Genomic DNA, 13,500 nt, shown 5'->3' with positions numbered 1-13,500 from the left:
GCCCTGGATCCGGATCACTTCGCGGCGGAAGCGGCCTCGGTCACGGCGAGCACGTCGTCCTCGCGGAGGAGCACGTGCTCCTCGCCGTCGAGCTTCACCTCGGTGCCGCTGTACTTGCCAAACAGCACCTTGTCGCCGACCTTCACCTCGAGCGGCCGGACCTTGCCGTCCTTCAGGACCTTGCCGTTGCCCACCGCAACGACGCGCCCCTCGATCGGCTTCTCCTTCGCGGCGTCGGGGATGATGATGCCCCCCTTGGTCTTCGTCTCGCTCTCGACACGCTTGACGACAATCCGATCCTGCAGCGGCCTGATTTTCATGGTGGCTCCCTCGTCCTCGGCTGGTTGACTGACCATCGGCTCGCCGGAGGTCCCGTTCGCCCCCCCGCAGGGCCTTCCGCCCACACGACGAGAGCTAAGTGCCCAGGATCACAGTCGCTTGGCACTCTCCTAGGCCGGTGGCTAAACCGCGGCCGAAGGTAAATCAGTCGCCCGGCGCGTCAAGGGCGCGCGCCAGACAGTCGCGACTTTTCCGCGGGCGGCGCCCACACGCCGCAAAGCTGGAGACCCCGGATAGAGCGACCGGACCCCGCGCGATGTCGCGGGGCGCCGTCCGCCACCGTCGAGCCATGCAGCGGGAGGCGAGCCAGGTCAATGGCAAGAGGACGGTATAAGCGGAATTTGTTGGCAGCTCGGCCGCGGGTGCGATGCGCCGGCGGAGGGCGGCGCGATGGAGACGGGGGCGCAGGGGCGGGGCGAACAGCGCGAAACACCGGGGATTTTCGGCCCGGGGACTTTTTCTTGGGCGGGCCCGATTTTGTTCGCTTGACATACCAGACGGCCCGAGTAGATTCCGCGGCCCGTGGCGCTGATGAACACGGCGCTGACCCCTTGGGGGATCGTCTAACGGCAGGACGCAAGATTCTGGCTCTTGCTATCAAGGTTCGAATCCTTGTCCCCCAGCCAGGTCGATCAGCTCTGCTATCGACCGTCTCGACAGAACAAGGTCCCATCGTCTAGCGGTTAGGACATCGGCCTCTCACGCCGGTAACGCGGGTTCGATTCCCGCTGGGATCGCTACTTTTTCGTCGTTTTTGCTCGCCAGCTTCTCGTTGGTCAGCCTGAGACGCGGCCCCCTCCGCGGGCCGCCGGGCTTTCTCCGAGAGGCCCACCGACGCGACGAGGAACCCTTCGGCCCGGTGTGGGGCGAGGCCGCAGCGCGCGTTCATGCGCTTCGCGATCTCGTCGCCGGCCCGGACGAGCGCGTAGAACCACCGGATCCCGAAGCGATCGTGCCCCTCCTGGAGCGCCGCGGCCTGGAGCGGGGCCCCGAGCCCGCGGCCGCGATACTCCTCGCGCAGGCAGGTGCAGATCGGCATGCCCGTCCACGAGGGCGCCTCGCCCACATCGGAGATCCAGAGCGGCGGGGCGCCCAGCAGGCCGAGCTGCCCGAGCTGGGAGAGCGCCCGATGCCCGCCGTCCTCGGCGGCATCTGGCTGCGTCAGGACGCACAGGGTGGTGCAGCCGACCAGCGCGCCCCTGCCGTCGCGCAGCGCGAGGGTCAAGGAACGCCCCTCGCCGCCGCGCAGGGTCCAGGCCGGGAGCGGCGCGTGGCCGCTCTCGGACTGGAGCTCCTGGATCGCCCGGATCGTGACGTCGTCGTCCGGCGACACCCGGGACGCGCGGAGGCCCGCCGGAAAGGAGCGAAACCGGCCGAGCCCCTGCACGGCGGCGCGCACCTCGCCGGCCGGGGCGCCCATCACCGAGAGCCCCTCGTCCACCGAGAGGCCCGCCTGGCGCAGCGACGCGGCGAGCGCAGGGAGCTCCGGTCGGGGGGCGTGCAGGAGCACGCGCTCGAAGCAGCGCACGAGCGTCTCGCGCCGCTCCGGGGGCGTCCTCTGGGCGTGCAGCAGGATGAGCGAGCGCCCGTCCGTGGTGATGCCGTCCTGCTCGGCGATCCAGCCGCGCGCGGCGTACAGGATCCGCTGAGCCCGGTAATCCGCTGCCTCGCCGAAGCAGCCCGGTCCGTCCGCCGGAGCGGGGCCGCGCTGCTGCGGGGCGTCGTCGCGATCGAGGTCGAAGGCAAGCATCATGGCGGCATTCCTCCTGGCGAGAGGGACGAGATGGAACGGAGGCTCCCACGAGAGCCGAAAGCCGGCCGGGGCGCCCGCGCCCTGCGCCCGGACGAGCCCCTGCCGCGCCGCCGAGGTCCACCGGCGAGATGGCCTGAAGCGGCGGTGCGTGAATTCGGGAGAACCCCGCTCAACCGGCGGCTGTTCAGCCCGCGTGTCGAGACTTCAACCTATCCTCGCTCGGCGATCGCGCAAGCCGCGACATGCCATGATCCGGGCAGCGTCCCCGCCGGGGCGCGCACGCTCACGCACACTTATAAACATCTGTAATTATTAATAAAAACGACCAATAACCGCCTTCGTCCACAGGGCACTTCGCCGCCGACGGCGCCGAGGAGTGGACATAGAACGACCTAGCCTGGAGCGATGCGTGGCGCGGTCCGTAACGCCCGGGGGGGGGGGGGGACGCGCGCGCCGGGGGCGGACCGGCGAGGCGCCCTGGACCCGGGAGATCGCCGGCGATGACCTCGGCGGTTGAGGACGATCGCGCGCCCTGGTAGGTTGCCGTCCAGTATTGCGCGATGACCACCGCCCTTGTCACCCAACCCGACAGCGCCGCGCCCCTGCCACCACGTCCGTTCCTCAAATGGGCGGGCGGCAAGGGCCAGCTGCTACGACAGTTCCAGCCGCTCCTGCCGACGTCGTACGGGCGCTACTTCGAGCCGTTCGTGGGAGGAGCCGCGCTCTTCTTCTGCCTGCAGCCGAAACGCGCGGCGCTGACGGACGTCAACGCCGAGCTCGTCGACTGCTACCGGGCGGTGCGCGACCGGGTCGAGGAGGTCATCGCCGCGCTGGGCAGCCACGCCTACGAGGAGGCGCATTATTACAGGGTTCGCGATCTCGACCCCGCCTCGCTCACGCTGCCCGAGCGCGCCGCGAGGACCATCTTCCTGAACAAGTCGGGCTTCAACGGGCTCTACCGGGTCAACAGCGCCGGCCGCTTCAACGTGCCTTTCGGCCGCTACGTCAAGCCGGCGATCTGCAACCCGCCCCAGCTGCGGGCCTGCTCGGCGGCGCTGCAGAGCGTCGAGCTCGAGGTCCGCGACTTCGAGCGCGTGCTCGACCACGCGACCGAAGGCGACTTCGTCTACCTGGACCCGCCGTACTCGCCGGTCTCGTCGACCGCGAACTTCACCTCGTACAGCGCGGGCGGCTTCAGCTTCCGCGACCAGGAGCGCCTCGCGGCCCTGTTCGCGGCGCTCGACGAGCGCGGGGTCCAGGTGATGCTCTCGAACTCCGATGTTCCCGAGATCCCGCCGCTCTACAAGAGGTTCAAGATCGACCGCGTCGCGGCGCTCCGGAGCATCAACGCGAAGAGCGACGCCAGGGGCCGCGTGGGAGAGATCGTGATCCGGAATTACACGACCCGGCGGAGCCGCAAGGCGGCGGCGGACAAGGCAGGCTGAGCCCGGCGCCGCCGCGGGGCGCGCGCCTCAGTCGACGGTCTTCGACCCGTGCTTCTTCGGATCGGGGGCCGCGAGCTCCTCGGCGTACGCCATGGCCACCTCGATCTCCTCGTGGATCTCGCTCGATGTGACCTTGTTTCCCGAAGGATCGACGGCCTCCCACACGAAGCCACGGAGCTCGCCCGGACGCTCGGGTATCCAGCGGACCCGCAAGGTCCAGCCGTTCATCTCGGCCGTATACCCACCGTCCTCGTGATCTCGCTGCCATGCGGAGACGGTCGGGTGCTTCAGCATCGCGAGATCTCCTGAGCAGGTCGAGAGCACAAAAGAACTGTTCCCGAATGGCCGCGCTCCCCCCCCGAGCAACGCCGCCGTCCGGGAACACAGGGAAGATAGCAGGCGCCTGGCGCCGGGCGATCAGGCAGGCGTGTGTTCCTCATGGGGGTGCACCTTACTCCAGTCCCAGCGCGAGCCGAAAGGTCCTCGCAGGAGCGATGGGCTGTCGGCAGGAACCGCATGAACAGCGCAGGCGTGATCGCACGGACGGGCGGCGCCTGCGGCACGCGCCCCATGCTACGAAGCCTGGATGGGGGCAGGAATTGTCGTCTTTTTCGGGCTCGCGCTCGCCGGCTATCTCCTGGTTGCCCCCGTGGTGGCCTTCGTGTTCGCCGTCCGGGCCAACCGGCGCAACGAGGACTTGCTGCTGCGGATCCACGCGCTCGAGCACCGGCTGGCCGAGCTCTCCGGGCAGCGCGCCCGCGCCGAGCTGACCCCAGCGGCGCAGCGCCCACGCAGCGCGCAACCCCTGGAGCCGGAGCAGACTGCCCAGGACGCCCTCACGACCCCGGCGGTCGCGCCATCCGCGTCCGCCGCCGGGACCGCGGGCGCGCTGCCCGCGGTCGACGAGGGGGCCGCCGGCGCGGCGCCCGCGGTCGACGAGGGGGCCGCCGGCGCGGCGCCCGTGATCGCGTTCCCGGACACCGCCGCCCCCCGGGTGCCTCGCCCCGCAGCGACGCTCGGCGAGAGCGCCGCTGGCGCCGGCTCAGCCGCGCGCCACGGAGCCCAGGAGACCCCCACCATCGAGGAGCGGCTCGGCCTCACCTGGCTCACCCGCGCAGGCGCGGCCACCTTCCTGCTCGGCGCGCTCTTCTTCTTCAAGTACGCCTCGGACAACGCCTGGATCGGGCCCTTCGGGCGCGTCGCGATCGGCGCCGCGACCGGCGCCGCGCTCCTCGCGGCGGCCGAGGTGCTCCGCGGGCGAGCGCAGCGCCGCTTCGTCCACGCGCTCATCGGCCTCGGGCTCGCGGTCCTGATCGCGTCGGTGTGGGCGAGCGCGGTGCTGTACGAGCTCATCCCGATCCGCACCGCCTTCGCGGCGGATGCGGTGCTCCTCCTGCTCGGCGCCGCGCTCGCGCTCCGCCACCGCGGCGAGGCGATCCTGATCCTCTCCCTCGTCGCCGGCTTCCTCAACCCCGTCGTGCTGTCGACCGGGCAGGACCGACCGCTCGCCCTGTTCGGCTACCTCCTGCTCGTGACGAGCGTCGTCCACGCGGTGGCAGCGAAGCTCGGCTTCCGCGTCGCCCCCTGGCTCGCGCTCGCAGGCCACACGGCGCTGTTCTGGGGCTGGTACGATCGGCACTTCGACGCGAGCGCCCTCCCGGGAGACCCGACCGCGGCGCCCTGGCTCGACCAGCCGGCCGAGGCGCTCGCGGGGCCCTACCTCGCGCTCGCCGCCCGCGCCGCGCCGCTCGCGTTCGTCGTGCTCGCGGCGTTGCAGGGCATCCTGCGCGCGCTGTGGGTGCGCCGCGCGCTCGCGCGGAGCGCCGCCGCCGGCGCCGCACCCGCCCCGAGCGCCGGCGCCGGCGCGGCCCCGAGGGGCCCCGCGCCGGCCGGCCGCCTCCCCGGAGCGGCGTCCGCGGACGCCACCGCGTTCGCGGTCGCCGCGCTCGTGCTCGCCCACGCAGGCGCGGGCGCGCTGCTCTTCGACGCCCCGCGCGCGCTCGCCGCCGCCGCCGTCGCGCTCGCGATCGCGGCGACCGTCGCGCTGCGCGCGCTCGGCGAGCGCGGCTGGCTGCTGGCGCCGATGGGCTCCGCCTTCCTCGCCTTCGCCGGGACGTTCGCCGACGCGCCGGCGACGCACCGGACGGCGCTCGCCGCGCTTGTCGCGGTCTGGACCGCCGTCTACCTCGCGGGCTGGCTCCGCGGCGCCGGGCTCGCAGGTCGCCTCGAGCGGAGGATCGCCGTCGCGTGCTCCGCCGGCGCGGCGCTCTTCGCCTGCACCGCGGGCATGCTGCTGCTCGAGACCGAGGCGACGCTCTTCGCGCTCGCGATCGCGGGCGCCGCCGCCGTCGCCGCGTGGATGGCCGCGCGGGCCGAGCTCCCTGGGCTGCTCCTCGTCGCGGCGGTCGTCTCGGCGGGCGCGATCGCGGCGGCGGCTCCAGGCGCGCTCGCGCGGGACGACGCGGCCGCGGCGGCGGCCGTCGACGCGGACTTCCTCGGCGCATCGTCGCTCGTCACGCTCGTGTTCCTCGGCGCCGTGGGCGCCTCCGCGTGGCGCCCGCGCGCGCCCGGCGCGCCGACGCTCCCCTGGTACGGCGCGCTCGCCGCGAGCGTGGCGACGCTCGGGTTCGTCGCGGCGGCGCTGGGCGCGACGTCCGAGGAGGCGCCGACGCTCCGCGCGCTGCTCACCGCTGCCGCCGGCGCCCTGGATCTCGCGCTCGGCGTGGCGCTCCTGCGCGCCGGCGCGGCCCGCGCCCCCGCCGCGCCTCCGGCCGCCGATCGCGTCGCCCTGCTCCTCGGGCAGGCGCTCGCCCTCTTCGCCGCGGCCGTCGCGTTCGGGCTCGGCGGGGCCACGGTCACCGTGGTCTGGGGCATCCTCGCGGCGGTGGCGGCCGCGATCGCGGCGCGCACCGGCGAGCGCGCCTGGCTCGCCGTCACCCTGCTGCTCTTCCTCGCCGCCCTCGCGCGGGCGATTGGCGTCGATTCTGTCGAGGCCGAGGCGCTCGTGACGACCTGGTTCGAGACGCACGGCCGCGACGGGGCGATGGCCGTCCCCGTCCTGCTCAACGCGAGGGCCTACGCGTTCGTGGGCTTGAGCGCGGCCCTGCTCGCCGCGGGCCGGCTGCTGTCGCGCGCCGGAGCAGCGCGCCCTGCGAGCGCCGTCGGCCCCGTGAGCGCCGAGCTGCGCGCCTCAGGGCTCGCGGCGGTCGGCGCAGGGTATGCCCTGCTCCTCGCGACCGTGGTCATCGAGGTGCGGAGCGCGGTCACCGCGCTGCCCCCCGCGCCCCCTGCCCCGCTCGACGCGGCCGAGTTCACCGAGCTCGCCGTGCAGCACCGCGCCGCCCTCGAGGACCAGCAGGGGAGCCTCGCGATGGCGACCACGCTCGTGCTGGCGCTCGCGGCCATCGCGCTGCTCACGGCGGGGTTCGCGGCGCGCGACGCCTTCCATCGCTACGCCGGGCTCTCGCTGTTCGCCGTCACGATCGCGAAGCTCGTGGCCTGGGACGTCTGGCACGTCGAGCGCATCTACCAGATCGCGCTCTTCACAGGCGTCGGCGCGCTGCTCGTCGGCGGCGGCTTCCTCTACGCGCGGTTCGGCCGGCGCCTCGTGACGCTCCTGCGCGTCGGGCCGAGCGGCGCGGCCGGGCTGCTCGCGCTGCTCGCGGCGACCGGCCTCGCGCGGCCCTCCGAGGCGCAGACCGGCGCGGCGCTGCCGACCGAGAAGCACGCGCTCGTCCGGCCCCTCGACGGCGTGGACGCGGCCGGCGACCACCGCATCGACGTCGATCTCGACCTCTACCGCGAGAGCCGCGCCGAGGAGCTGCTCGCCGACGTCCGCATCGCCGGCCCCGACGGCGCCGAGGTGCCGTACGTGCTGCGCGAGGCCGGCGCCGCGCCCTCCTCCGGGCGGATCGCCGCAACGATGCTCGATCCGGGGGTCGACGCCGCCGGCGTCGCGCACGCGACCTGGGCCCTCGACGCGCCCGGCACGCGCCACTGCCGGATCGAGCTGAGCGTCCTCGGCAGCAGCTTCCTCCGCGAGGCGCGCGTCGACACAGGCGCAGACCCGCGGTCGCTCAGCGAGGTGGCGCGCGGCGCCCACGTGTACCGGATCCCCCAGGGCTCGGAGGCCGTCGAGCACCTCTCGGTCGCCTATCCCCTCTCGCGCGCCGCCCTCGTGCGGATCCGCCTCGTCCCCGACGGCGCCCCGGCGCGCGGCGCGGCCGCGGACGTCCGGATCACGGGCGGCACCGTCGCGTGCGAGCCGCCGGCCGCCGCCCAGAAGGCCGCGCTGCTGCCGCTCGCGATCATCGAGACGCAGCGGGACAGCGACGCGCAGGCGACCCTTGTCACGCTCGACGCCGGCGCCGACGGCGCGCCGCTGCAGGCCGTCCTCCTCGACGTCGCCACACCGGAGTTCAGCCGCCGGGTCGACGTGGCCTCGACCACCTACCGCGCGGTCTGGCCCTCCGTGGGAAGCGGCCGGATCCATCGAGTCCGTCCACTCGGCGAATCCGGGCCGGCGCTCGCGTCGACGCGGGTCCCGTTGAGCCCCACCCGCAAGCGCTTTCTCCGCCTCACGATCCACGATGGCGACTCGGCGCCCCTCTCCCTCTCGGGCGTGCAGGGCGAGGTGCGGGCGCGCGAGATCGTGTTCCGCGCCGGCCAGCCGGGCCCGCACCGGCTCTACCTCGGCGACCCCCTCGGCCAGCGCCCTCGCTACGACCTGGCCGACGTCCTCGACAGCGTCGAGCGCGAGCATCCGCCCGCGGCGGCGCGGCTCGGCGCCGCGCAGGCCAACCCAAGCTTCGGCGCCGCCCGGCTCGCGCGCGATCTCCCGTTCACCGAGCGACACCGCGCGCCGATCGGGGCCGCGCTGGCCCTCGGGCTGCTGGCGCTCTCGGCGTGGGCCGCGCGGCTCCTGCGACAGGGAGCGCGACCCCCCGACGACGAGCCTGTGCCACCGCAGCAGGGGACAGCAGACAAAGAGCCTCGGCCATGATGTGATTGCATGTGCGATTGGCCGCCGCGGACAAGAGGGCTCGCCGGCGGTCTCGAGCAATCGTCGAGGTCGATGCACCATGAGAGGCCGGCGCTTCATCTACTTGGGTCTCTGTGCGAGCGTCGGGGCGGCGCTCTGGATTTCGGGCGGGTGCTCCGCTGTATCGCCCAGCCCGCCGGCGCCCGGCGCGGACGGCGGCGGGGGCGCGACCCGCGCCACGACGGCGGAGACCGGCGCCGGCGGGAGCCCCGCATCGACGAGCTCCGGGGACGATTTCGGCAAGGGCGGCGCGCCGGTCGACGAGTTCGATGAGCCCGACAAGGATGGTGACGGCTTCACCGTGGAGGAGGGCGACTGCAACGACGCCGACACGAACGTCAATCCGGGCGCCATCGAGGTCGCGATCACGGAGCCAGACGACGCCGGTGTCGTGCCCGAGCCGGCCGACGAGGACTGCGACGGCGAGATCGATAACGTGCTGCCGACGTGCGACAGGAACATCGCTCCCGCCGACTTCGACGCCATTCATGGGGCCCACGCCGTCGACCTCTGCGCCAAGGCGTCGCCCGGCGACAGGAAGTGGGGCGTGCTGAGCGCGGAGTACGTGCGCGGCGACGGCTCGCCCGCGGAGCCCACGCCCGCTGTGGGCGTGCTCGATTCGTTCGGCCCCAACGTGCACGCGCAGGGCGGGACCCGCATGCTTGTCCTGTCCACGGGTCGCGCCCGGATCGCCCACTGGCCAGGCGCGTGCAACACGTCGAGCTGCACGAACTATGGGCCGGGAGAGGCGCCGCCCGGCTTCCCGCAGGACAACCCGGATTGCCCTCCTTCGTCGACGATCAACGACGACATCGGCCTGGAGCTCGTCATCCGCACGCCGACGAACGCGACCGGCTACGAGTTCGCGTTCAAGTTCTACACCTTCGAGTACCCGGAGTTCATCTGCTACCATTTCAACGATCAGTTCCTCGCGCTGGCGACGCCGGCCCCGCCCGGGTCGCTCAACGGCAATCTCTCGTTCGATAGCCTGGGCAAACCCGTCAGCGTCAACATCGGCTTCTTCGATGTCTGCGAGGGGTGCGACCTCGGGCCGGACGAGCTCGAGGGCACCGGCTTCGGGCTGTGGGACGACGCCGGCGCGACCCGCTGGCTGCGCACGCAGGCCCCGGTCACCGGCGGCGAAGAGCTCAAGCTGCGGTTCATGATCTTCGACACCGGCGACGACGCGCTCGACTCGACCGCGCTCGTCGACGGCTTCAAGTGGGTCGCGAACGGCGGCACCGTCGCGGTCGGGACCGCGCCGGTCGAGGATCCCCGGTAGCGCCCCGGGCCATCTCCCGCGCGCACGCACGGCCTGCAGCGCCCCCGCGTAGCGCAAACGGAGTTTTCACGGACGGGATTGTTGCGGTGGACGATACACTGCGGCCATGCTGCTCCCGTCGCTGGAGAACCTCGCCTGCTTCGAGGCTGCAGCGAGGACGCTGAACTTCCGGACCGCGGCGCGCGCCGTCGCGCTCAGCCCCGCGGCGTTCGGCCAGCGCATCCGGCAGATCGAGGAGCAGGTGGGCGCGCCGCTGTTCGAGCGGACAACCCGCCGGGTGCACCTGACGCCGGTCGGGCTCGCCTTGCTGCCGCGCGCCCGCCAGTGCCTGGCGCTCGCCGAGGACTGCCTCCGCAGCGTGATGAGCCCCGCGCCCACCCCGGTCGAGCTGACGCTCGGCACGCGCTTCGAGCTCGGGATGTCGTGGCTCGTCCCCCAGCTCGGCCCGCTGACGCGGCGGCGTCCGGAGGTGGTACTCCACCTCTACTTCGGCGCCTCCGAGGATCTGCTGAGGCGCCTGCACGACCGCAGCGTCGATTGCGTGGTCACGAGCGCCCGCTGGAGCGCGGCGAGCCTCGCGGCGGAGACGCTGCACGAGGAGCGCTACGCGTTCGTGGCCGCGCCCAGGCTGCTGCGGCGCGAGGCGTTCTCCCGCCCGGAGCACGCGTCGCGGCACTGCCTGCTCGACATCGACGCGACGATGCCGCTCTTCCGGTACCTCGCGGACCAGATGGGCGGCGTGGGCCGCTTCGCGTTCGCGCGCCATCGCTGGGTGGGGCTCGGCGCCGCCATGAAGGCGCTGGTGCTCGCCGGCGAGGGCGTGGCGGTGCTGCCGCTCCACATGGTCGCCGCCGAGCTCCGCGGCGGCAAGCTGAAGCGGCTCCTCCCGTCGGCGGCGCTCGCGCGCGATCACTTCCGGCTCGTGTACCGGCGCGACGACCCGCGGAGCTCGCTCTACGCGAAGCTCGCCGAGTCGCTGCGCGCGGCGCCGATCCAGTGAGGCGCGCCGGGCCCGGCGCGGCGCGGCGCGGACTAGCGTAGACTCGCGGCGAAGGACCATGAGCGAGCTCCCCCACGGCGACGCGTGCTGCCGCAAGACGCCGATCACGGCGCAGGACATCAACGGCGGACCGGACCCGAGCCACCGTGTCCCCTTCGTCATCACGGCGCCCGGCCAGTACGCGCTGGCGGAGGACGTCGACTGGGTAGCAGCGGGCGAGGACGCGCGGGCGATCACGATCGCGAGCGACGACGTCACGCTGGACCTGTGCGGGAGGACGCTGCGGCAGCTCGCCCCTCCGGCGCCCGCCCTCGCCCGAGGCCCGAGCGCGAGGCCGTGCCGGGGCGAGGTCGTCTCCGGGAACGTGGGCGTCTACGCCGAGGGGCGGCGGCGGCTCGTCATCAAGAACGGCAGCGTGCTCGGGATCCAGGGGGTGGGGATCGCCGTCAAGGCGTGCAGCCAGGTGGATCTGCGCGATCTGTCGGTCAGGCGGTGCGGCGGCGACGGGGTGTTCGACACGAGCTTCCTGTGCCGGAACGGCGGGATCTTCGTGATGGGCGCCCAGGACGCGGACGGCAACATCGCCTTTGCGTCCGACATCCGGATGCTCGATTGCGTGTGCTCGGAGAACGCGAGCCGGCTCGACTTCGTCGTGACGCTCGGCGCGCTCGTCCTGTTCTGCGACAACGTGGAGGTCAAGCGGTGCGTGTTCAACCACACGGCGAACACAAGCGCTCAGCCGAGCGGCGTGCAGTTCAACGTCGTCGGCGCCGACTTCGTCATCTGCCGGAACGTGCTCGTGGAGGACTGCGAGGCGCACGACAACACGTCGGGCGGAGAGCCGGCCGGCTTCTTCGCGTGGGGGGAGAACTACAAGTTCCTGCGCTGCCGGGCGAACCGGAACTTCACGCTCACCGGCAACCGGGCGTGCGGATTCAACATCTCGACCACGAGCAACCTGGAGATGGTCGACTGCGAGGCGGACGGGAATTACAACGCGAACCCGGTCGCGTCCGCCGATGTCGTCCGCGATTTCTCCGCGCTCGGCTTCCGCATCGGCAGGGCGGTGTACCGCGGGCTGCTCGATAGCTGCCGCGCGATGGGCAACCACAGCGTGGGCGCGAACGCGCCCGCCGCCGGCTTCGCGCTCCACTCGACCCGCCAGGTGGTGCTCCGGCGCTGCGTGGCTGTGGGCAACAGAAACGCGAGCGGAGCCGCCGAGAATGACGGGCTCGCGGCCGGGTTCATCGCGTCGGCGCCGCTCGCGGCCCCGGAGGGCGGCCTCGTGGGAGGGGAGGACAACGCGTTCGTCGACTGCATCGCCGACGGCAACACGGTCCACCGCACCCCCCTGTTCGTGCAGCCGCCGGCCCCGCCGGTCGACGCCGGTCCGTCGCGCGGCGACCCGCAGAAGGGGGCCGGGTTCCTGCTCGATCGCCAGAAGGACGCGCGGATCGTCGGGTGCCAGTCCGCGAACAACGATGGCAAAGGGATCTGGCTGCGGGCCTGCGCGCGCGCGCTTGTCGAGGGAAACACGCTGTCGAGGAACACGCTCTACGGCATCCAGAACGAGGACCCCGCCGGGCTGAGCGCCTTCACGGGCAACCGGGCGCACCTGAACGGGTCCTGTCATCGCCACAACTACGTCGGTCTGCCCCCCGGGACGCCGGTCCGCCAATGGACGCTCGGCTCCCCTCCCCCCGACGGCCCTTCGGGGCCGATGGACAACCTCAGCATCCGGCTGCCCTGAGGACAGCGCCGGCGCCGCCCGGAGCAGCGCTCGGCCGGGGGCCCCGGAGCGCGCGCTGCCGCTCTGCCTCGCTCCGGCGCGCGTCAGCGGTTTCCGTCCGGTGCCTGCTCGACGCGCGCCCGGATGGCCGCGACGGCGCGCGCCGAGCCGTCCAGGTTCTCCGCGTTGAGGAGGCTCTTCGGCAGCGGCAGCTTCGGCCGGAGGAAGACATCGAGGGACAGGCGTGTCGTCTGGGCGTCGATCTTCTCCAGCCGCCAGGTGGCTTGCAGATCTTTCACGTTGCCGGAGGCGAAGCGGGACGAGTAGGTCTCGATCCCGTCCACGACGACCGGCTTCTGGATCTCGATGCGCGCCCACATCGTGACAGCGCCCTGCAGCGCCGAGACTTCCATGTAGATATCCCATCCGCCAGCGGGCGTGCGCCCGAGCAAGCGGCACTTCTTGTAGTGCGGCATGAACTCCGGATAGCGCTCGAACGAGAGCACCGTGGCGCGCACGCGCTCCACCGGCGCCTTGACGACCGCCGTCGCTCTACCGCGCGAGAACCCGGTGTTTCCGATCGGGATCGCCGAGCTCGCTATCCCTGCCGTGTCGGGCGCCGGCTGCGCGCGTTCGCTCCTCCCGTCGTCCCCTGCGGCGGCCAGGAGCACATCGCCGCTATCGCGCTGCGCCACTGGCAGGCGCGGTGAATCCAGGTTGTTTCCCCGTTCACCGCCCCCGCACGCCGCCGTCGCGAGAGCGAGTCCTCCGGCGAGCGCGGTCCGTCTCAGGGCGCGATGGACGGTCTTGGTCGAGCGAGTTCTCCCCATACCCGCCGAGCTTGCCAGCGACGTGCCCGCCGCCGCCCCCCCGCCCCTGACACCGCTCCGCACATCCGCGCCCAGGCCCCG

At 72.9% G+C, this 13,500-nt stretch carries 9 protein-coding genes and 2 tRNA genes; 8 read left to right on the top strand and 3 right to left on the bottom strand.

Annotated elements, in window-relative coordinates; all coding sequences use genetic code 11:
* Positions 1–14: 14 nt before the first annotated feature.
* Positions 15–320, bottom strand: coding sequence for a co-chaperone GroES (gene groES / locus WMF17_RS14325; RefSeq protein WP_437490737.1), 306 nt, complete (start codon positions 318–320; stop codon positions 15–17).
* A gap of 571 nt (positions 321–891) precedes the next feature.
* Here groES and WMF17_RS14320 point away from each other — a divergent pair.
* The 4 genes from WMF17_RS14320 to WMF17_RS14305 all read left to right on the top strand — a co-directional run bounded on the left by WMF17_RS14320 (position 892) and on the right by WMF17_RS14305 (position 3,537).
* Positions 892–965: transfer RNA gene (locus WMF17_RS14320), tRNA-Gln, on the top strand.
* Positions 966–1,004: 39 nt separating this feature from the next.
* Positions 1,005–1,076, top strand: a tRNA-Glu gene (locus WMF17_RS14315).
* Between the two features lie 438 nt (positions 1,077–1,514).
* Entirely contained in the window at positions 1,515–1,988 is a 474-nt protein-coding gene (locus WMF17_RS14310; protein WP_437649983.1) for a hypothetical protein, read from the top strand.
* A 664-nt stretch (positions 1,989–2,652) separates the two neighbouring features.
* Positions 2,653–3,537 (top strand): DNA adenine methylase, encoded by an 885-nt coding sequence (locus WMF17_RS14305; protein ID WP_437602602.1) that lies wholly within the window; start codon positions 2,653–2,655, stop codon positions 3,535–3,537.
* A gap of 27 nt (positions 3,538–3,564) precedes the next feature.
* Here the strand turns inward: WMF17_RS14305 and WMF17_RS14300 are convergent, their stop codons facing one another.
* Complete coding sequence (locus WMF17_RS14300) at positions 3,565–3,831, bottom strand: hypothetical protein (RefSeq protein ID WP_437602601.1); 267 nt, start codon at positions 3,829–3,831, stop codon at positions 3,565–3,567.
* A gap of 292 nt (positions 3,832–4,123) precedes the next feature.
* Here WMF17_RS14300 and WMF17_RS14295 point away from each other — a divergent pair, with 292 nt between their 5' ends.
* From WMF17_RS14295 to WMF17_RS14280, 4 genes are all read left to right on the top strand, one after another.
* Positions 4,124–8,539: a DUF2339 domain-containing protein gene (locus WMF17_RS14295; RefSeq protein ID WP_437649981.1), complete on the top strand. Its 4,416-nt coding sequence runs from the start codon at positions 4,124–4,126 to the stop codon at positions 8,537–8,539.
* A gap of 79 nt (positions 8,540–8,618) precedes the next feature.
* Complete coding sequence (locus WMF17_RS14290; protein ID WP_437649979.1) at positions 8,619–9,860, top strand: choice-of-anchor L domain-containing protein; 1,242 nt, start codon at positions 8,619–8,621, stop codon at positions 9,858–9,860.
* Positions 9,861–9,966: 106 nt separating this feature from the next.
* Positions 9,967–10,860: a LysR family transcriptional regulator gene (locus WMF17_RS14285; RefSeq protein ID WP_437602598.1), complete on the top strand. Its 894-nt coding sequence runs from the start codon at positions 9,967–9,969 to the stop codon at positions 10,858–10,860.
* 58 nt (positions 10,861–10,918) lie between these two features.
* Positions 10,919–12,610, top strand: a complete 1,692-nt coding sequence (locus WMF17_RS14280; protein ID WP_437649977.1) for a right-handed parallel beta-helix repeat-containing protein — start codon at positions 10,919–10,921, stop codon at positions 12,608–12,610.
* A gap of 83 nt (positions 12,611–12,693) precedes the next feature.
* Here the strand turns inward: WMF17_RS14280 and WMF17_RS14275 are convergent, their stop codons facing one another.
* Positions 12,694–13,284, bottom strand: a complete 591-nt coding sequence (locus tag WMF17_RS14275) for a type II toxin-antitoxin system RatA family toxin (RefSeq protein WP_437602596.1) — start codon at positions 13,282–13,284, stop codon at positions 12,694–12,696.
* Between the last annotated feature and the right edge of the window lie 216 nt (positions 13,285–13,500).

It is taken from the genome of Sorangium sp. So ce362 (genome assembly GCF_051519845.1).
Classification (GTDB): Bacteria; Myxococcota_A; Polyangia; order Polyangiales; family Polyangiaceae; genus Sorangium.
The sequence above is the reverse complement of the archived record's forward strand: the minus strand, read 5'-3'. Positions and strand labels throughout refer to the sequence as shown.